Below are 17,945 nucleotides of genomic sequence, written 5' to 3'. Positions count from 1 at the left end.
CTTACAGCCCGTACTGTTCGCGCGTCACGTCGTCGAGGCCCGACTCCGCCAGCACGTCCGCGGGCACGAGCATGTCGAGCTGGACGACCCCCGGGAGCCGACCGATCTGGACGCCGCCGGTGAAGGTACACCGGGCGCGGACCTCGCCCTCGCTCATGCCGAGCAGCGTCCCGGCGCGGTCGAAGGCGTTCTGCGTGGCGTCGTTGACGGTCGCGCCGGAGCCGATCACCTGGATCGGGGCGGCGTCGGTGTCCACGTCGACGCCGTGTTCCGCGCCGAGGTCGTCCCCCGCGGCGACCTCCTCGTCGCTGTAGGGCTTGCTGATGAACGGGAGGTCCTCCTCGTTCGGGAGCAGGACGGGGCCGTCGAGGTCCACGTCCTCGATCACCTCCACGTCCATCGTGACCGTCCCGCTCACGTCGGTGGTGTGGAGGGAGAGCTCGCCGTCGCCCTGATTCGCGTGGAGGTCGCCGACGTAGACCCCGCCGCCGTCGACGGCGACCGGGCAGATCAGCGTCGCGCCCGCGCGGACCTCGGGCACGTCCATGTGGCCGTCGGTGCGCAGGTCCAGGTCCGCCTCGGTCTCGACGCCGTAGTCGTGGTCGGCGCCGATGAGGTTCTGCCCGAAGTCGCCCGCGTTGTGCGAGTCGGGCATCGTCACCGGCGGCGTCGTCCCGATGTTGCCGATGAACGGGCGGAGCCGGCCGAGCGTGCCGGGCATCTCGTCGGGTTCGTACAGCAGGATCGGGTGCTGACGGGCGTTTTCGGGGATGTCCATCACGCGCTCGGCGTCGGTCGCGAGCGCGTGGGCGCCGTCTTTATCGAGCGTGATCCCGACCGCGTTCTCGTGGTCGAAGGCGACGGTGTAGCCGTACTCGAACCCGAACGAGGAGGCGTTGGCCCCGCACTCCGCACAGCGGATCGCGTCCTCGCCGGTGCCCTCGACGACGGAGTCGGGCCACGTCGTCCCGCACTCCGGGCAGCGGTGGTCGACGAACGGGTCGTCGCCGAACGCCTCGTCGCGCTCCGCCATCGACCCCGTGCTGGTGGCCATGCTCGTCACCTCCACGTCACGGATGTGGATCGCGACGGCGTCGCCGACCTCGGCGCCCTCGACGCGGATCGGGCGGGTCACCTCGTGGCCGCCGCGGAACGAGGGCGTCACCATCGGCCCCCAACAGCCCGGCGGCGTGTACGTCGTCACCGTCCCGCCGTCCGCGACCGTCCCGGCCCACTCCTGGTCGGGCCCGACGAGCCCGAGCGTGTACTGGTCGACGTACAGCTCCTCTTTGACCTCTGTTTGCGCCATACCGTGTAGTGGTACGGCATGGCACATGATAATCGTAGGGGAGGCGGCACTCGCACGGGGAACCGCGAGGGCCGCCAAGCCCGAGGACCACGAGGCGCGCTCGCTCGACGGGCCGTCCGGGGCGAGAGCCAACCGCGCGCTCGCGGTCCGCCCGGCTCGCAGTCCGCGAATTTCGGCCCTCGGTCCGCGACCCCGCAGAGGGGTCACCGACCCACGATCCGGAGTTCGCCGGCGAGACCGTACGTACCGTTCGAAGATCGCGATTCTGAACGGACTCGGAGAGTATACGACTAGCCAAACCGAACTATTGAAGACAAAATCTTTTCACGACATAGTTCTGTGAGCGAATACGCGACGGAGACTCAGAATGCCAGCAATGGAAACCGCCGAGTTCGATACCGAACTCAGTCTCTTCAAATACGACAATCTCGAACAGCTTCCATCTGAATACCGCGACCTCGACGAGAGCGAGCGAACGCGACGGATCGAGGGGGCGCTGGACGCGCTCGGCGACGACGTGGTGATCCTCGGTCACAACTACCAGCGGCGGGAGATCGTCGAGCACGCCGACTTCGTCGGCGACTCCTACCAACTGAGCAAGGAAGCCGCCGCGGCCGACGCGGAGTACGTCGTCTTCGGCGGGGTCACGTTCATGGCCGAGTCCGCCGACATCATCACCGACGACGACCAGACGGTCGTGCTCCCGAGCATGGAGGCGTCGTGCCCGATGGCGGGGATGGCGGAGGCGCTCCAGGTCGACGCGGCGTGGGCGGAGCTGACGGCCGCGACCGACGCGGACGTCGTGCCGGTCACCTACATGAACAGCTACGCCGACCTCAAGGCGTTCTGCGCCGAGCACGGCGGGCTGGTGTGTACCTCCTCGAACGCCGACCGCGCCTTCGAGTACGCGCTCGACGAGGGCGACAAGGTGCTGTTCCTCCCCGACAAGCACCTCGGGGAGAACACCGCTCACCGGCTCGGGCTCGAAGACGAGATCGCCGAGTGGGACCCCTGGGACGCCGCGTCCGCCGACGCGGCGGCGGTCGTCGACAACGACGTGATCCTCTGGGACGGCTACTGTCAGGTCCACGAGCGGTTCAGCCCGTCGCACGTCGAGCGGGTCCGGGCGGACCACGAGGACGCGCGGGTGGTCGTCCACCCCGAGTGCCGCCGGGAGGTCGTCGAGGCGGCGGACGTGGTCGGGTCCACCGCGACGATCCGCGAGACCGTCGCCGAGGCCGAGCCCGGCGAGACGTGGGCCATCGGGACCGAGGTCCACCTGACCCGCCACCTCCAGCGGTGGCACCCGGAGGTGAACGTCGTCCCGCTCTGCGGCGAGGCGTGCATGGACTGTAACGCGATGCGCCAGATCGACCCGAACTACCTCGCGTGGGTGCTCGAAGAGCTGGCCGCCGGCCGCGAGCGCAACGTCGTCGAGGTCGCGCCCGAGGAGAAGGACCTCGCGCGCGTCGCCCTCGACCGCATGCTGGAGGTGTGAGATGACGGACCACGAGACCGCGGACGTGCTCGTCGTCGGCTCGGGGATCGCCGGACTGACGGCGGCGCTCGCCGCCGCGCGCGAGGGACGCGAGGTGACGGTGGCGACGAAGGCCACGCGCCCGGCGGACGCCGCGTCGTGGTGGGCACAGGGCGGGATCGCCGTCGCGCGCGGCCGGCCGGAGCGGTTCAAGCGCGACGTGCTGGCGGCCTCGGACGGGACGGCCGACCCGGACGCTGTCGACGTGCTCGTCGAGAACGCCGACGACGCCGTCCGGGACGTGCTCGTCGACGCGCTCGGCGTCGAGTTCGACCGCGAGGCGGGCGGCGACGCGTTCGACTACGGCCGCGAGGCGGCCCACGGCGAGGACCGGATCCTCCACGTCGGCGCGGCGACGGGCGAGCACGTCCACGTCCCCCTCTTGAACCACCTCGACGGGCGCGACGGCGTCGAGGTCGTCGACGACGCCGCGGCGCTCGAACTGATCGCGCGCGAGGGGCGCGTCCACGGGGCCGTCGTGGCGTCGGACGACGGTCGCTTTTCGGTGTACGCGGGCGCGACCGTACTCGCGACGGGCGGGATCGGTGACCTGTTCCCGCGGTCGACGAACCCGCGCGGCGCCACCGGCGACGGGGTCGCGATGGCCGCGCTCGCGGGCGCCGACGTGACCGACATGGAGTTCGTCCAGTTCCACCCGACGGCGTACGACGCGGGCCCGGACGAGGAGGGGTTCCTCGTCAGCGAGGCGGTCCGGGGCGAGGGCGCGCTGCTGCGTAACGGCGACGGCGAGCGGTTCATGCCCGCCTACCACGACGACGCCGAGCTCGCGCCGCGCGACGTGGTCTCGCGGGCCGTGGCCGCCGAGCGCGAGGCCACGGGCGAGGTCCGCCTCGACGTGGGGCCGCTCGACTTCGCGGGCGCGTTCCCCGGCCTCGCCGAGAAGTGCGCCGACCGCGGCGTCGACCCCGCCGAGGGGATCCCCGTCGCGCCCGCCGAGCACTTCCTCTGTGGCGGCGTCGCCGTCGACGACCGCGGGCGGGCGAGCCTCGACCGGCTCTACGCGGTCGGCGAGTGCGCGCGGACCGGCGTCCACGGGGCGAACCGCCTCGCGTCCACGAGCCTCCTCGAAGGGCTCGTCTGGGGGCTCCGCGCCGGCGCCGACGCCGCCGAGTCCGGCGGGACGCCCGCGAACCCGGAGCGCGTCGCGCCCCCGGAGCTGTTGGACCGCGACCCGGATCTCCCGCCGGCGTTCGCCCGCGAGAAGTTCCGACGGCTCCGCCGGGTGCTGGGCGAGCACGTCGGGATCGAGCGCGACCCGACCGAACTCCGCCGGGCGCTCGGCGTGCTCCGGCGCCTGAAGGGGGAGGTCGACGCGTACGTCCGGACTCGGACCTCGCGGTCGCTCTACGAGCTTCGGAACGCGACCGTGACGGCGCTGCTCGTGACTCGACAGGCGCTCGCGAACGGCGAGAGCGTCGGGACGCACTACGTCGCGGACGACGCCGAGCCCGCCGAACCCGGGCCGGCGGCGGACGACTGATGCTCACCGACGCCGACGTGGAGCGCTGGCTCCGCGAGGACGTGGGCCACCACGACGTGACCAACGACGTGCCGGGCGAGACGAGCGGCCGGCTCGTCGCGAAAGAGCCCGGCGTCGCGGCCGGCGTCGACGCCGCGAGCGCCGTGTTCGACTACCTCGACGCGACTGTGACCGAGCGCGTCGCGGACGGGACCGCCGTCGACCCGGGCGACGCGCTGCTGCGGGTCGCGGGCCCGGCGAGGGCGGTCCTCCGCGGCGAGCGCGTCGCCGTGAACGTCGCGGCCCACGCTTCGGGAGTGGCGACGCGGACCGACGCCGCGGTTGAGGCCGCCCGCGAGGTCGATCCGGACGTCCGGGTCGCCGCCACGCGCAAGACGACGCCCGGGCTCCGGGGAGTAGAGAAGCGCGCGGTCGCGGCCGCCGGCGGCGACACCCATCGGCTCGACCTCTCGCACATGGTCATGGTCAAGGACAACCACGTCGCGGAGCTGGGGCTGACGGAGGCGATCGAGCGCTTCCGCGAGCGCGCCTCCTTCGCGACGAACGTCGAGGTCGAGGTCGAGGGGCCCGACGCAGCCGCACGCGCCGCCGCGGCCGGCGCCGACGTGGTCCTGCTCGACAACATGACGCCCGCGGAAACGGCGGCCGCGGTCGAGCGCGTGGCCGCCGCGGACGGCGACGCGCTGACCGAGGCGTCGGGCGGTATCACGGTGGAGGCCGTCCCGGACTACGCCGGGACCGGCGTCGACGTGATCTCGATGGGCGGGCTCACGCACTCCGCGCCGGCGCTCGACCTGTCGTTCCGGACGGGAGGCGACGGGTAGCGCGCCGGTGTCGGGGCGGGCGCCGGCGGCGGGGTCGGCTCCGTCCGCGAGCGTTGGCGTCGCGGAGTGATCTGGTGGTTTTTATAAATCCCACACCCACGGTCAGGGTATACAGACCCACGTCGTGCCCGTCGGGTTCGACTACGACCGGATGATCGCCCCCCTCCTCGCTCCCGACGACGGTGCCTCCCTCCCCGTACCCCTCCTCGGGATCGAATCGGTACGTACACCGGCCCGCCATAGAGATATTGACAAGTCATCGTACTTATAGGAACTTTAATTTTGGTGCTCGCCTGTACCGCTGGGGGACGGCGATTCGTCGGAGGCGCCCTCTCGGTCGAGTCGGCGCGTTGGTCCGCAACCTCTCGTTTCGGATCGGAGACGCGCTAACGGGACGGTACCGTAGTCGATGACGGACTCGGCACCGGGTTGAACTATTCGGACCGTTCCACGGGGAACTCCATCAGGACACGCGTGCCACCCGACTCGCGCTCCGTAATCGAAAGCGAGGCGTCGGAGACCTCCATGGCCCAGTGGATCACCTGTAACCCGAGTCCCTGGCCGTGCATGAGTTGTGATTCGGTCTTGTTGCCCAGCGATTTGACTTCGATCGGTGGGATCCCCGGGCCGTCGTCTTCGACGATCAAGCGGACACAGTCGTCGAGGTTCTCGGTTCGGACGGTGACCGCTGTGTCGTCATCGGTGTGCGTCAGGGCGTTGTCGACGGCTTCTTCGAGTGCCCAGTGGGCGAACGGGGGGGAAGCGACTATCGCGTCGTCGTCCAGCGCCAGCGTGAGACGCTCGGACTCTCGGTACTGGTTCTTGGACAGCGCTCGTTCGGTAAGCGATTGGATCGACGTTTCGACGGCCTCCTCAGACGTTTCCCAGATGCGGCGAAGCCGACGCACGTTCTTCGATATCCTTTCGAGTCGGGACGCGTGTTCGCGTAAGGTGTCGGCGTACTCCTGGGTAGGACCATGGGCGGTCCCCGCGATGAGGTCCGTGTACCCGAGCATGATGTTGGCCTCCGTCCGAATGTTGTGCCGCGCGACGCGGTAGAGGATCCTCATACGTCGCGAGTTCCGCCGTAATTGGTCCTTTTGTAGCCTCTCGACCACCCTTTGGCGTCGTAGCTTCGCGTAGCCATCGCCGATCGGAATGCCGACGGCCAGTCCGGCCAGCCCGCCCACAGCGACGATGAAGCTCCAGTCAAGTGCCGCTCCTGCCCCGAGCGTGTGCGCCGTCGAGATGAGGACCGCGATACCGAACCCATACGCGCCGAACGCGGTGCCGACGCGGATAGTCGTCCCGAACCGGTCGGCGGTCTCACTCCAGCGGTTCGCGGCCCAGCCGGTTCCGAGGACGGCCACACTGAGGATGACGATGACACCGGCCTTGAGACCGGGAGATCCGGGTTCGTTCGTCGACCGGAACACGTGTTCTACACCGAGAATCGCGAGGGGGATCGTGATCGCACAGAGGCCGCCAGCGTATAGGTACCGAGCGTTAAACCGGGATGTTGTTTTACTAACCGATCTTAACGGGGCAGCCATGCGAGGAGTATTCCAAGCTAACAATTATACGAGATACTCGAATATAAACATTATTTAAAATTTTATATACGTTGTGCCTCTCACGGATCGGCGTTCAGACACGGACTCGTCGGTTAGGGTTCGGGTCGAACACGCACGTGCTAAAGCGATCTGGTGGTTTTTATAAATCCCACACCCACGGTCAGGGTATGCAGACCCACGTCGTGCCCGTCGGGTTCGACTACGACCGGATGATCGCCCCCCTCATCCGGGACCAGTTCGACGTCGACCGCGTGATCCTCTTGGAGGGCGCCGTCGGCAGCGAGGCCAACGTCGAGTACTCTCGGAACATCGCGCGCAAGCTCGAACAGGACTTTCAGAACCTCCTCGGGGCCGAGACGGTCCGGGAACGCTTGGACGACGTGTACGACTACGACGCCGCCTTCGAGCGCGCCTTCGACCTGATCAACGCCGAACTGGACCGCGACGAGGGCGTCGACGACGCCGACGACCGCGAGGTGTGGGTGAACCTCTGTTCGATGCCTCGGCCCGTCTCGTTCGCGTTCGCGACCGCCGCGCACTCGATCATGGTCGAGCGGCAGGCGGACCGCGACCGCATCCACACCTACTACACGGCCCCCGAGAAGTACCTGGAGACCGAACTGGCGGAGGAGCTGCGCGCGACGCGGGACCTCTTGGAGGACCTCGACGGCGCGAGCGACGAGGCCATCGCCGAGGCGGGCGTCGACCCCGACCGCGTCGCCGACCGCCTGGCGAGCACCACGGACCTGCTCGCCGAGTTCGACGAGCGCGGCACCACCATCGGCGCGAAGCGCATCGGCGACCGCCACGTGATCGAGCTGCCGGTCGCCTCGTTCCAGAACGTCAAGCCGTTCGAGGAGCTGGTGCTGTTCACGCTCGGCGAGCACGGCGAGTTCGAGTCGGTGTCGGAGCTGGCGGAGACGCTCGCGGCCGAGCTCAACGAGGAGTACACGGAGTCGTTCCGCTCGAAGGTCATCTACAACGTCGACCGGCTCGGCCCCGGCGGGAAGGGGTACATCGAGCGCGAGGAGCACGGGAAGTCCTACCGGACGAGCCTCTCGCGGATCGGGGAGCTGTGGGTCCGCGCGCACGCCGACGAGGACCGAGACTACCGGGACCCGGCGTGAACGCGCCCGGACGAGACGGTCGCTTATGGATCGATTATCGGTAGCTGTTCGGCGACGAAGGCCGTCGGAGCCCCAACCGATTCTCGACCCGTACCGCAACCGCAGCCTCGCGCCTCCCCAGCCTCGTCGCTGGCGGCCTCGCTCCGCTTCGGCCCCCAGCGACTCCCTCGCACGCGCTCCTCGCGGCCGCCAGCGGCGGCCGCTCGGAGGCGCGCGCCACCGCACTGACTTCGGTGCCCGATTATCAGCTGTCGACTGTCTCGACCCGCCCGTTTATCAGGGTGGAACCGGGAGCGTTAGGGGATGAGTTCGGGGGGCAGTTCCGACGCGAGCGGGTCGAACGGTCGCGGGGGCGGCGACGGCGAGAGCGGCGCGAACGAGTTCGACTTCGCGGCGCCGGCGACCGATCAGTCGTTCGAGAACGCGCTCGCGAAGGCCCGCGACGGCGCCCGGCTGACGGTCGACGACGCGACCGAACTGCTCGCCACGGGCACGGACCGCGAGGGGATCGACCCCGTCCGCAAGGAGGCGGTGCTGGAGGCGGCCGACCGGCGCAGGGCCGAGGAGGTCGGCGACGAGGTCACCTTCGTCGCCAACCTCAACAACAACGTCACCACGGCGTGTAACACGGGCTGTCTGTTCTGTAACTTCAAGGACACCGCGCACGCCTTCGAGGCCGACAGCGACGCCGAACACGCGGGGTTCACCAAGCCGCCCGCGGAGTCGCGCGCGGTCGTCGAGGACGCCCTCGACATGGGGGTCTACGAGGTGTGCTCCGTCTCGGGGCTCCACCCGGCGTTCGCGCTGAACGAGGAGCACCACGAGATACTCGCCGCGTACGACGACCCCGCGAGCGAGGTGAACTACAAGCCGCCCGAGGCGTACGCGACCGACCCGGGCACCTACGTCGAGCAGATGGCGGCGATGTCGGTCGGCGGCGTCCACCTCCACTCGATGACCCCGGAGGAGGCGTACCACGCCAAGCGCGGCACCGACTGGGCGTACGAGTCCGTCTACCGCGAGCTGGCCGACGCCGGCCTCGACTCCGCGCCGGGCACCGCCGCCGAGATCCTCGTCGACGAGGTCCGCGACGTGATCTGCCCGGGCAAGATCCGCACGGGCGACTGGGTGGCGGCGATGGAGGGCGCGGCCGCCGCCGGCCTCGACATCACCTCCACGATGATGTACGGCCACGTCGAGACGGTCGCGCACCGCGCGCAGCACCTGAAGGTGATCCGCGACCTCCAGGACCGGACGGGCGCGATCACCGAGTTCGTCCCGCTCTCCTTCATCCACCAGAACACCCCGCTCTACCGGCGCGGCGTCGTCGACTCCGGCCCCTCGCGCGCCGAGGACGAACTGGTCGTCGCGGTCGCGCGGCTCTTCCTGGACAACGTCGACCACGTCCAGGCCTCGTGGGTGAAGTCGGGCGACGCCCACGGGCTGAAGCTGCTCAACTGCGGCGCCGACGACTTCATGGGCACCATCCTCTCGGAGGAGATCACCAGCCGCGCGGGCGGCGAGTACGGCGAGTACCGCTCGTTCGACGACTACGTCGAGATGATAACGGCGATCGGTCGGATGCCCGTCGAGCGCTCGACGGACTACCGCACCCGCCGCCGCATCGACCCCGACGACGGCCCGCACGGCCCGCGGCTCGGCCCCCGCGCGGACGGGACGCCGATGCTCCCGGACGGCCCGTCCGGCGGCGAGAGCGGCGCCGACGCGACCGGGACGCCGCCCGCCGACGCCGACGACTGAGCGCCCGGAGCGACGCCGCCCCGACTGGTTCTTCGCCGAACATGTTCTGCCGACCGCCGGCAACTCCCAGCGAGTGGGAACCCGCGGTATCCCCTTTATCGTGGTACACGTCACCACGTGTGAGATGGCCCGACCCGACGCGCAGTCCGTCGACCGTCCGGAGAACGCCGCCGAAGACGGGAGCGGCGACGAGCGGGTCGACCCCGAGCGGCCGTCGCTCACGCGCTCCGACGAGCGGCTGCTCTCGTACCTCGCCGACGTGGGCGCCGACTACCAGGCGTTCATCGCCGGGAACACGGGCCTGTACGCCGACCACGTGGCGTCGCGGCTGACCGCGCTGGCGGACGCCGGACTCGTCGAACGCGTCTCCGGCGAGGCGGTGTATCGGATCACCGACGCGGGGCGGGCGGCCCTCCGCGAGGACTGCCCGCGCTGGTCGGACTGAGCGGGAGAAAGGGGAGTTCCGCGCGGCGCCGCGCCCGTCTACCGCCCGAGCTCCTCGTGGGCCGACGAGAGGTGCCGCGACCCGAGCGCCGCGAGCAGTGACAGCTCGCCCGCGAGCGCGCAGACCGCGATCGACTCCGCGAGCGCGTCGGCGTTGCTCCCGGCCGGGTCGCCGCCGCCGGCGACGCCGAGGATCTCCAGGCTGGCCTGCTGCGTCGGCAGCTTCGTCCCGCCGCCGACGGTCCCCACTTCGAGGCTCGCCAGCGACACGGAGACGTAGAGGTCGCCGTCGGCGGTCGTCTCGGCGGTCGTGATCGCGTTCGCGCCCTCGACGACCTGCGCCTCGTCCTGCCCGGTGGCGAGGAACATCGCCGCGACCGCGTTGGCGACGTGGGCGTTGAACCCGAGCGCGCCCGCCTTCGCGGAGCCGACGAGGTTCTTCCGCGTGTTGATCTCGGCGATCGCCTCCGGCGTCGTGTGGAGGCGGTCCTCGACGACCTCGCGCGGGATCGTCGCGTCCGCGACGACCGAGCGACCGCGCCCCTCGACGGCGTTGATCGCGGCCGGCTTCTTGTCCGAACAGAGGTTCCCCGAGAGCGCGACGAGCGAGGCGTCCGTCTCCGCCTCGACCACGTCGCAGGCCTCCCGCGTGGCGATGGTGGCCATGTTCATCCCCATCGCGTCCTTCGTGTCGTACCGGAACCGGCAGAAGACGTTGTTGCCGACGACGTACGGGGTCACGTCGAGCAGCTCGCCGTGGCTCGTCGTCGACTCCGCGGCCTCGGCGAGCGCGGGCTCGTTGTCGCGCACCCAGGCGACGAGCGCCTCGGCCTCGGCGACGTCGGCGACCCGGAAGACGGGCGCGCGCGTCATCCCGCTCTTGGTCACCCGCGCCGTCGCGCCGCCGGCGTCCTCGACGACGGAGCAGCCGCGGTTGATCGACGCGATGAGCGCGCCCTCCGTGGTCGCCAGCGGGAGGTAGCGCTCGCCGGAGGCGGCGCCGCCGTCGATCGTCACCGGGCCGGCGACGCCGACGGGGACCTGGACGCCCCCGAGCGTGTTCTCGATGTTCGAGCCGTGGACCGCGTCGGCGTCGAAGGCGTACTCGCCGAGCGGGTCGAGGTCGGCGTCGGTCGCCTCCGCGACGAGCAGCCGGCGCGCGGCGGTCGCGGCGTCGGCGTCGGCGTGGTCTTCCAGCTCGTGGAAGCGGAGGTCGCCGTCGCGGACCCGGGCCGCGAGGTCCGCGGGAGTCGGTTGCGACATGCCGGCCACTCCTCGCGGCGGGCGCTAATTACTGTCGGTTCGGCCGGCTTCGGTGGGAGCGGGACGGGGACGGAGGACGGTCGCCTACCGGCCGACGAACCCGGAGAGGCGCTCCCGGAGCGACTCGCCGCCGAGCTTCAGGTAGTAGGCGTCGCCGCCGTCCTCGTAGTAGTCGTCGATGCGGCGGATCACCTCGAAGCCGAGGTGCTCGTAGAAGCCGAGCGCCTGCCGGTTCGTCGTGCGGGCGTGGCACGTGACCGACCGGTGGTTCGCGGCGACGTCGGCGACGAGCCGCTCGGCGTGACCGCGGCCGCGGTGGTCCGGGTCGACGGCGAGGAAGAGGATGTAGCCGTCGCGCCGGACGGAGGCGAACGCGACGAGCCGGTCGTTCTCCACGAGCAGGTGGGCGGTCGACCGGCGGTACGCGTCGACGAAGAAGCCGCGTCGCTGTCGGAGGACGCCCTCCGCGGACCGAATTCGCTCCTTGAGCTCCCACGCGGCGGTCGCGTAGTCGGACTCGCCGGGCGGGTCGGTCCGCTTTTCGACGTTGACGCTCACTGCGATGACCTAACACGTGGACGGAATATAACTCCACCGCCAGCGGGGACCGTTGCGGGCGCGTACGGCACCGTGCGCGGGTCGGCGCCCGCGCCGACGGGTCGAGGCCGAGGGGGGCGCCGACCCTGACGGAAACGATTTTGTCGCGGTCGCGCGTGGAGTCACACAATGACCGACGAGTCGTCGGAAGTCGAACTGCTCCGACGAGCCTTCCTCACCGGCATCGCCGTCATCGTCCCCGCCGTCATCACGCTGGCCGTCCTCGCGTTCGCGTTCAACGCGGTGTACGACTACCTCGACGCCTTCTCGTCGGCGATCGTCGCCGTGTCGCCGGGGAACGGGCTGCCGCTCGTCGGCGCGGTCTCCCGGGAGCTCGCGATCGAGATCGCGACCCCCGTCGTGTTCGTGGCCGCGATCCTCCTCATCGGCGCCGCCGTCGAGTCCTCGCGGTACGGCGAGCGCGCCGTCGACTACGTCGACTACGCCGTCGAGCGGGTCCCGGGCGTCGGCTCCGTCTACCAGGGGTTCCGGCAGATGAGCGACGCGATGCTCGACTCGGACGGCGGGAACTTCCGCGAGGTCGTCCTCGTGGAGTTCCCGACCGAGGAGACGTACACGCTCGCGTTCGTCACGAGCGAGACCCCCGACGTCATCGCGGACCACGCGGACGGCGAGGGCGACGGCATGCGGACGCTGTTCATGCCGATGGCGCCGAACCCGGTGATGGGCGGCCACGTCGTCTTCGTCCCCGACCGCCGGATCGTCGACGTCGAGCTGACCGTCGACGAGGGGATCCGCGCGCTGGTGACGAGCGGCGTCGCGTTAGAGGAGGTCGCCGCCGACCTCGACGACGTGGACGCGGAGGACCTCCGCGCTCCCCAGCCGGAGCGGACCATCGACGCCCGGTTCCAGCCCGACGAGCGGACGGAGAGCCACGAGGAGTCCCGCGACGAGCCCGAGCGGAACGGTGACGGATGACGTACGAGCTGCGCGAGCACACCGCCGACGTCGCCGTCGAGGCGACGGCCGACACGCTCTCGGGACTGTTCGCGGCGGTCGCCGACGGGCTCGCGGCCGCCAGCGCGGAATCGGTCCCGGCCGCCGGCGAGCGGTTCGACCTCGAGGTCGCCGCCGAGAGCCGCGAGGCCCTGCTGTTCGACTACCTCGACCGCCTGATCTACGAGCGGGACGTGCGGCTCGTCCTGCCGGCTGACCACCGGTGTACGGTGGTCGAGCCGGAGTCCGTCGGCGCTTCGGACGACGCCGCGGACGCGGACGAGTGGCGGCTCACGGGGAGCGCGCGCGGCGTCCCCCTCGACGCGGTGTCGGCCCGCGAGGTCAAGGCGGTCACTTACTCCGAGATGGCGCTCGAACGGCGCGGCGACGGGTGGTACGCGTACGTCGTGTTCGACGTGTGAGGCCGCCCCGCGGGGCGTGACAAACCGTTATGTTTGTCGAGTACATTGTTACCGTATGTCACGCACAGAGCTTCGCGACGGGACCGGACCGGACGGCACTGGTCGACGCTGGCGCGCGGGGGCGAGTTCGGGGCTCGTCGCCGGCGCGGCGATGGGCGCCGTGTTACACGTCGGCCTCGGGCTCATGCCGACGATCGGCGCGCTGGTCGGCGTCGAGACGGTCGTCGGGGGGTGGGCCGTCCACCTGTTCAACAGCACGCTGTTCGGCGCGCTGTTCGTCGCCGTCTTCGACCGGTCGTTCTTCGCCGACCTCCGCGGGGACGTGGGCGGGTGCCTGTCGCTCGGCGTCATCCACTCGGCGCTGCTCGGCGTGCTCACCGGCGGCCTGCTGCTGCCGGCCGCGATCGCGATCGAGGGCGCCACCTCGCTGCCCGTGCCGACGCTGCCAGTACCCGGCCTCACCGCGAGCTTCGAGTTCGGCGTCGTCATCGCGGTCGCGCACCTCGTGTACGGGGTCGTCTTGGGGCGGGCGTTCGCCGCGTTCACCCTCGCGGAGGGCGCGATCGACTGGCTCCCGATCGACCCCGCGAACCGGTAGCCGGCTCGCCGGCCCCCGGGCGGCGTCGTGGCGGCCCGCCGGCGACCGCCTGACGCAACGCCCTTGGCGCCCCGCGTCGAAGTGGCGCGCATGACAACGCGCGAGTTCGACGGGATCCGGTTAGAGAAGGTGCGAGAGCACGTCTGGGAGATCCCTCGCGAGGGCGAGATGAACGTCCCCGCGCGGGTCCTCGCCAGCGAGTCGCTGCTGGAGGCGATCGGCGACGACGACTCGCTTCAGCAGCTGAAGAACGCGACGCACCTGCCCGGCATCGTCGAGCCCGCGATCTGTATGCCCGACGGCCACCAGGGGTACGGCTTCCCCGTCGGCGGGGTCGGCGCGATCGACGCCCGGACCGGCTGTATCTCGCCCGGGGCGGTCGGCTACGACATCAACTGCGGCGTCCGGATGGTGCGGACGAACCTCACCTACGACGACGTGCGCGGCCGCGAGGAGGAGCTTGTCGACGCGCTGTTCGAGGCGATCCCCTCGGGGCTCGGCGGGGGCGGCGTGATCGACGGCACCGCCGACGCCGTCGAGGGCGCGCTCGAACGCGGCGTCGAGTGGGCGGTCGAGGCGGGCTACGGGATCGAGAGCGACCTCGCGCGCTGCGAGGACGAGGGGCGGCGCCCCGACGCGCGCCCGGAGTACGTCTCCCAGAAGGCGATGGACCGCGGGCGCAACCAGATGGGGTCGCTCGGCTCGGGCAACCACTTCCTGGAGGTCCAGCGCGTCACCGACGTGTTCCGCGCGGACGTGGCCGAGTCCTACGGGCTGAGGGAGGACGGGATCGTCGTCCTGATCCACTGCGGGAGCCGGGGGCTCGGCCACCAGACGTGTAACGACTACCTCCGGCGGATCGAGCAGGAGCACGGCGACCTGCTGGACGAGCTCCCGGACAAGGAGCTGGCGGCCGCGCCCGCCGGGTCCGAGCTGGCCGACGAGTACTACGGCGCGATGGGCGCGTGCATCAACTTCGCGTGGGTGAACCGCCAGCTGATCACCCACCAGACGCGCGAGACGTTCGGCGAGGTGTTCGACGCGGACCCGATCGAGGACCTCGGGATGGAGCTCCTCTACGACGTGGCGCACAACATCGCGAAGAAGGAGACCCACGAGGTCGGCGTCGACACCGAGGGGCGCCCCGCCGTCGGCGACGCGGCCGTCGACCGCGCGGAGCGCGAGCTGTACGTCCACCGCAAGGGCGCGACGCGGGCGTTCCCCGCGGGCAACGAGGACGTGCCCGAGGCGTACCGCGGCGTCGGCCAGCCCGTCATCATCCCCGGGAGCATGGGCGCCGGGTCGTACGTGCTCCGCGGCGGCGACGAGTCGATGTCGGTATCGTTCGGCTCGACCGCCCACGGCGCCGGCCGCCTGATGAGCCGGACGCAGGCGAAACAGGAGTTCTGGGGCGGCGACGTCCAGGACGACCTCGAAGACGGCCAGCGGATCTACGTGAAGGCCCAGTCCGGCGCCACCATCGCGGAGGAGGCCCCCGGCGTGTACAAGGACATCGACGAGGTGATCCGCGTCAGCGACGATCTGGGCATCGGCGACAAGGTGGCGCGGACGTTCCCCGTCTGTAACATCAAGGGGTGACGGCGGGCGCGGATACGGCGTCGCCGACGGCCGCGGGGCCTTTGTTTCCGCGGGCCGTTGAGCGGGTCGATGGGCGACACCCCTGTGCCGTACCCCGTGGAATCACTACGTGATCCGGAGACGCTGCTCGACCGGGACGCGGTCGCGGTCGAGCGCGTCGCGAGAGGACTCGACGCCGAGAGCTACGAGGCGCGGCGCGAGCGGTACGAGGACATCGACGGCGTCGTCCAACTCGGCGTCACGGACGGCGACGGCCGCGTGCTGCTACAGGACTGGAACGGCACGGGCGAGTGGGCGCCTCCGGGTGGAACCGTCGACCCTGGCGAGGACTGGGCGGCGGCCGCGCGTCGGAGCGCCGAGCGCTTGACGGGCGTCTCGGTCGGCGTCGACGGGGCGGTCCTCGTCGAGGACCTGCGGTTCGAGCGGCGCGACGGGTCGGCGTCGTTCTCCGCGTACGGCGTCTCGTTCGTGCTCTCACTGGCGGAGACCGCCCCCTCGTTCCGCGAGGACCCAACCGTCGCCCCCGGGAGCCGATTCTCGGGGGGCGACGCCGAACTCGCCTGGGTCTCGGCCGTGCCCGACGACACAAACGAGAACCACGTCGACCACGTCGATCTGTTCCTCCGGTTCGCGGGCGCCGACTGAACGCCGGCCGCTCGCGGATCAGCGCTCCCGCTTCGCGTCTCGGCCGAGGTGCTCCTCGACGGCGTCGACCTTCGCCGCGGCGGTCCCGTCGCTCGTCCGCTTGTCGTCTATCTTGAGGAACGTCGAGACCCGGTCGCCGTCGACCGCGTCGTGGGCGGCCGCCGCGGCCGCGAACAGCGTCTCCGCGTCGTCGGCCTCGATCACCGTGCCCATCGGGTTCGTCTCGTAGCTCACGTCGAAGTCGTCGAGCGCGGCGACGGCCTTCGCCACCTCCTCGGCCATGCTCTCTTCGATCACCGGCGCGACGCTCAACATCGCGATCGCTGTCATACCCCAGCGTGCGCCGCGGGCTCACTTAAGCTGTCGCGCGGGCCGGTCCGCGGTCGCGGGCGAGCCCGACCGCCCGCCTATTCGAGCGCGTCGCGCAGGAAGGAGAGCTGGTGGCCGACCGCGCCCTCGAAGTCGTCGCCGAGCACCGAGAAGTGGTCCGCGGGCATCGTGACGACGGTCCCGCGCGAGAGGCGCTCGCCGGCGGCCGCGACCGCGTCGGCGTCGACGATCGCGTCGTCGGTCCCCGCGAGCAGCAGGGTGGGCGCGTCGACCTCGTCCAGCCGCGTCACGGGCCGGTAGCCGACGAGGCCGAGCAGCGACCGCGCGGGCGTCTCGTTGCGCCACGCCGACTCGCGGTCGACGAGGTCGATGTACTTGCGCTCCGCTCCCGGCTCGGTGATCGCGGCGCGCTCCTCGGGGTCGCCGACGATCGGCACGGTGCGGCCGCGACCGACCCGGTGGCCGAGCAGGTCGCGCAACCCGGCGGCGCCGGACCGGAGGAGGTAGCGCCCGCCGCGCCGCAGGGCGATTGCGCGCCCGTCGAGCATCGGGACGAGGCCGACCACGGCGTCGACGTCGCGGCGCTCCGCGGCGAGCGTGAGGACGTGCGCGGCCGACAGCGACGCCCCCCAGAGCACGAGGTCGTCGCCGGCGTCGTCGACGCGCTTCGCGCGGTCGATCGCGGCCGCGTACGCGTCGCGCTGGCGGTCCAAGTCGACGAGCTGGGAGTCGCCGTCGGACGCGCCGAACTCGGGGTGGTCGAAGAGGAGCGCGGCGTAGCCCGCGTCCGCGAACCGCTCCGCGACGGCGGGGTAGCCGAAGCTCCGCTCCGCGCCGAGGCCCGGGGCCATCACGACGACCGGCGGGTCGTCCGCGTCGCCGCCTGGCAGGTACAGCGTCCCGCGGCAGGTCGCGCCGTCGACGTCGAACGCGACCGCGCGGGTGGCGAACCGCTCGCGGGCCGGGCGCGCGAGGCGGCGCTGCGCGCGGTTGACCGGCTTGCGTCGGGTCACCGGTCCGCCTCCTGCCCGTCCGCGTCGGCGTCCGCCGCGTCCGACGAGCCCTCGGCCTCGTCTCCGGGCTCGTGGCTGAGCGTCTCCAGCACGCGCGACGAGAACTCGGTCTCGGAGATCTCGTAGCCGATGAGCGCCTCGAACCACTCGGCCTCCGCGTGCCACGTCCCGAGGACGTCGCCGGGCGAGCGGACCACCGTCCCCTCGACCCGGACGGGGTCCCACTCGCCGGCCTCGGCCTCGTCGATGAGCGCGTTGAGCGCGCGCCCGATCTCGCCGCGGTGGACCTCGCGGCCGGGGAACGCGGTCATGTACGTCAGCTCCAGCGGGTCGCCCCCGTCGATCGATTCGACGCTGACGCCGTAGCTCCTGAGCTCCGGCTCCAGATCGGTCGTCCCCTCGTCGCCGGTCATACCCGATCCGTCGGCGGGACGGGATAAATCG

Annotated in this window: 18 protein-coding genes; 11 read left to right on the top strand and 7 right to left on the bottom strand. The window is 71.1% G+C overall.

Annotated features, from left to right (window positions below):
* Window position 1 precedes the first annotated feature (1 nt).
* A complete protein-coding gene (locus tag HPS36_RS10615) occupies window positions 2-1,309 on the bottom strand; it encodes an acetamidase/formamidase family protein (protein WP_137717381.1) in 1,308 nt (435 codons plus the stop codon).
* Between the two features lie 367 nt (window positions 1,310-1,676).
* Between HPS36_RS10615 and nadA the strand changes: the two genes are divergently transcribed.
* Genes nadA through nadC form a run of 3 tightly spaced genes read left to right on the top strand, consistent with a single transcriptional unit; the run spans window position 1,677 to window position 5,171 of the window.
* On the top strand, window positions 1,677-2,807 hold the full coding sequence (gene nadA / locus HPS36_RS10610) for a quinolinate synthase NadA (protein ID WP_173230117.1): 1,131 nt from the start codon (window positions 1,677-1,679) through the stop codon (window positions 2,805-2,807).
* A gap of 1 nt (window position 2,808) precedes the next feature.
* The gene (locus tag HPS36_RS10605) at window positions 2,809-4,347 is read left to right on the top strand and encodes an L-aspartate oxidase (protein ID WP_173230116.1); all 1,539 of its coding nucleotides are present in this window, start codon (window positions 2,809-2,811) and stop codon (window positions 4,345-4,347) included.
* Window positions 4,347-5,171, top strand: coding sequence for a carboxylating nicotinate-nucleotide diphosphorylase (gene nadC / locus HPS36_RS10600; RefSeq protein WP_137717378.1), 825 nt, complete (start codon window positions 4,347-4,349; stop codon window positions 5,169-5,171). The genes HPS36_RS10605 and nadC overlap by 1 nt, the downstream gene beginning before the upstream one ends.
* Before the next feature lie 434 nt (window positions 5,172-5,605).
* Here nadC and HPS36_RS10595 read toward each other — a convergent pair whose 3' ends face one another.
* The gene (locus HPS36_RS10595) at window positions 5,606-6,724 is read right to left on the bottom strand and encodes an ATP-binding protein (RefSeq protein WP_173230115.1); all 1,119 of its coding nucleotides are present in this window, start codon (window positions 6,722-6,724) and stop codon (window positions 5,606-5,608) included.
* Between the two features lie 188 nt (window positions 6,725-6,912).
* On the opposite strand from HPS36_RS10595, the gene HPS36_RS10590 reads away from it, so the two are divergent.
* The 3 genes from HPS36_RS10590 to HPS36_RS10580 all read left to right on the top strand — a co-directional run bounded on the left by HPS36_RS10590 (window position 6,913) and on the right by HPS36_RS10580 (window position 10,078).
* Window positions 6,913-7,872 (top strand): HFX_2341 family transcriptional regulator, encoded by a 960-nt coding sequence (locus HPS36_RS10590; RefSeq protein WP_173230114.1) that lies wholly within the window; start codon window positions 6,913-6,915, stop codon window positions 7,870-7,872.
* A gap of 303 nt (window positions 7,873-8,175) precedes the next feature.
* Window positions 8,176-9,633, top strand: a complete 1,458-nt coding sequence (gene cofH, locus HPS36_RS10585; RefSeq protein ID WP_173230113.1) for a 7,8-didemethyl-8-hydroxy-5-deazariboflavin synthase subunit CofH — start codon at window positions 8,176-8,178, stop codon at window positions 9,631-9,633.
* A 124-nt stretch (window positions 9,634-9,757) separates the two neighbouring features.
* Window positions 9,758-10,078 (top strand): DUF2250 domain-containing protein, encoded by a 321-nt coding sequence (locus HPS36_RS10580; protein ID WP_173230112.1) that lies wholly within the window; start codon window positions 9,758-9,760, stop codon window positions 10,076-10,078.
* A 38-nt stretch (window positions 10,079-10,116) separates the two neighbouring features.
* Here HPS36_RS10580 and hmgA read toward each other — a convergent pair whose 3' ends face one another.
* Together hmgA and HPS36_RS10570 are read right to left on the bottom strand one after the other, a co-directional pair.
* Window positions 10,117-11,340, bottom strand: a complete 1,224-nt coding sequence (hmgA, locus tag HPS36_RS10575) for a hydroxymethylglutaryl-CoA reductase (NADPH) (protein WP_173230111.1) — start codon at window positions 11,338-11,340, stop codon at window positions 10,117-10,119.
* An 84-nt stretch (window positions 11,341-11,424) separates the two neighbouring features.
* Window positions 11,425-11,898 carry a GNAT family N-acetyltransferase gene (locus HPS36_RS10570; RefSeq protein WP_173230110.1) on the bottom strand — a complete coding sequence of 158 codons (474 nt, stop codon included), beginning with the start codon at window positions 11,896-11,898 and terminating at the stop codon, window positions 11,425-11,427.
* Window positions 11,899-12,066: 168 nt separating this feature from the next.
* Here HPS36_RS10570 and HPS36_RS10565 point away from each other — a divergent pair, with 168 nt between their 5' ends.
* From HPS36_RS10565 to HPS36_RS10545, 5 genes are all read left to right on the top strand, one after another.
* On the top strand, window positions 12,067-12,876 hold the full coding sequence (locus HPS36_RS10565) for a DUF502 domain-containing protein (protein WP_173230109.1): 810 nt from the start codon (window positions 12,067-12,069) through the stop codon (window positions 12,874-12,876).
* Window positions 12,873-13,316 carry an archease gene (locus HPS36_RS10560; protein WP_173230108.1) on the top strand — a complete coding sequence of 148 codons (444 nt, stop codon included), beginning with the start codon at window positions 12,873-12,875 and terminating at the stop codon, window positions 13,314-13,316. Before HPS36_RS10565 ends, HPS36_RS10560 begins: the two co-directional genes overlap by 4 nt.
* A 55-nt stretch (window positions 13,317-13,371) precedes the next feature.
* Window positions 13,372-13,914, top strand: coding sequence for a hypothetical protein (locus HPS36_RS10555; protein WP_137717370.1), 543 nt, complete (start codon window positions 13,372-13,374; stop codon window positions 13,912-13,914).
* A gap of 90 nt (window positions 13,915-14,004) precedes the next feature.
* Window positions 14,005-15,513 carry an RtcB family protein gene (locus HPS36_RS10550; protein WP_173230107.1) on the top strand — a complete coding sequence of 503 codons (1,509 nt, stop codon included), beginning with the start codon at window positions 14,005-14,007 and terminating at the stop codon, window positions 15,511-15,513.
* A gap of 69 nt (window positions 15,514-15,582) precedes the next feature.
* Window positions 15,583-16,158: an NUDIX domain-containing protein gene (locus HPS36_RS10545; protein ID WP_137717368.1), complete on the top strand. Its 576-nt coding sequence runs from the start codon at window positions 15,583-15,585 to the stop codon at window positions 16,156-16,158.
* Between the two features lie 18 nt (window positions 16,159-16,176).
* On the opposite strand, the gene HPS36_RS10540 is transcribed toward HPS36_RS10545, so the two are convergent.
* The 3 genes from HPS36_RS10540 to HPS36_RS10530 form a co-directional block, all read right to left on the bottom strand.
* Complete coding sequence (locus HPS36_RS10540) at window positions 16,177-16,488, bottom strand: thiamine-binding protein (protein ID WP_173230106.1); 312 nt, start codon at window positions 16,486-16,488, stop codon at window positions 16,177-16,179.
* A 77-nt stretch (window positions 16,489-16,565) separates the two neighbouring features.
* A complete protein-coding gene (locus HPS36_RS10535; protein WP_173230105.1) occupies window positions 16,566-17,501 on the bottom strand; it encodes an alpha/beta hydrolase in 936 nt (311 codons plus the stop codon).
* Window positions 17,498-17,914 carry a hypothetical protein gene (locus tag HPS36_RS10530; protein ID WP_173230104.1) on the bottom strand — a complete coding sequence of 139 codons (417 nt, stop codon included), beginning with the start codon at window positions 17,912-17,914 and terminating at the stop codon, window positions 17,498-17,500. Before HPS36_RS10530 ends, HPS36_RS10535 begins: the two co-directional genes overlap by 4 nt.
* Window positions 17,915-17,945: the final 31 nt, after the last annotated feature.

Origin of the sequence: Halorubrum salinarum (assembly GCF_013267195.1) — an archaeon.
Lineage (GTDB): Archaea > Halobacteriota > Halobacteria > Halobacteriales > Haloferacaceae > Halorubrum > Halorubrum salinarum.
Note: the sequence above shows the minus strand (reverse complement) of the source record. Positions and strands in the feature narration are given on the sequence as shown.

Excerpts from the sequence above, each read along its gene's own strand:
- HPS36_RS10530 (WP_173230104.1), bottom strand. The coding sequence starts at position 17,914 with ATGACCGGCGACGAGGGGACGACCGATCTGGAGCCGGAGCTCAGGAGC.
- HPS36_RS10545 (WP_137717368.1), top strand. The coding sequence starts at position 15,583 with ATGGGCGACACCCCTGTGCCGTACCCCGTGGAATCACTACGTGATCCG.
- cofH (WP_173230113.1), top strand. The coding sequence starts at position 8,176 with ATGAGTTCGGGGGGCAGTTCCGACGCGAGCGGGTCGAACGGTCGCGGG.
- HPS36_RS10595 (WP_173230115.1), bottom strand. The coding sequence starts at position 6,724 with ATGGCTGCCCCGTTAAGATCGGTTAGTAAAACAACATCCCGGTTTAAC.
- HPS36_RS10560 (WP_173230108.1), top strand. The coding sequence starts at position 12,873 with ATGACGTACGAGCTGCGCGAGCACACCGCCGACGTCGCCGTCGAGGCG.
- HPS36_RS10550 (WP_173230107.1), top strand. The coding sequence starts at position 14,005 with ATGACAACGCGCGAGTTCGACGGGATCCGGTTAGAGAAGGTGCGAGAG.
- nadA (WP_173230117.1), top strand. The coding sequence starts at position 1,677 with ATGCCAGCAATGGAAACCGCCGAGTTCGATACCGAACTCAGTCTCTTC.
- HPS36_RS10590 (WP_173230114.1), top strand. The coding sequence starts at position 6,913 with ATGCAGACCCACGTCGTGCCCGTCGGGTTCGACTACGACCGGATGATC.
- HPS36_RS10605 (WP_173230116.1), top strand. The coding sequence starts at position 2,809 with ATGACGGACCACGAGACCGCGGACGTGCTCGTCGTCGGCTCGGGGATC.
- HPS36_RS10555 (WP_137717370.1), top strand. The coding sequence starts at position 13,372 with ATGTCACGCACAGAGCTTCGCGACGGGACCGGACCGGACGGCACTGGT.
- HPS36_RS10615 (WP_137717381.1), bottom strand. The coding sequence starts at position 1,309 with ATGGCGCAAACAGAGGTCAAAGAGGAGCTGTACGTCGACCAGTACACG.
- HPS36_RS10580 (WP_173230112.1), top strand. The coding sequence starts at position 9,758 with ATGGCCCGACCCGACGCGCAGTCCGTCGACCGTCCGGAGAACGCCGCC.
- hmgA (WP_173230111.1), bottom strand. The coding sequence starts at position 11,340 with ATGTCGCAACCGACTCCCGCGGACCTCGCGGCCCGGGTCCGCGACGGC.
- HPS36_RS10565 (WP_173230109.1), top strand. The coding sequence starts at position 12,067 with ATGACCGACGAGTCGTCGGAAGTCGAACTGCTCCGACGAGCCTTCCTC.
- nadC (WP_137717378.1), top strand. The coding sequence starts at position 4,347 with ATGCTCACCGACGCCGACGTGGAGCGCTGGCTCCGCGAGGACGTGGGC.
- HPS36_RS10540 (WP_173230106.1), bottom strand. The coding sequence starts at position 16,488 with ATGACAGCGATCGCGATGTTGAGCGTCGCGCCGGTGATCGAAGAGAGC.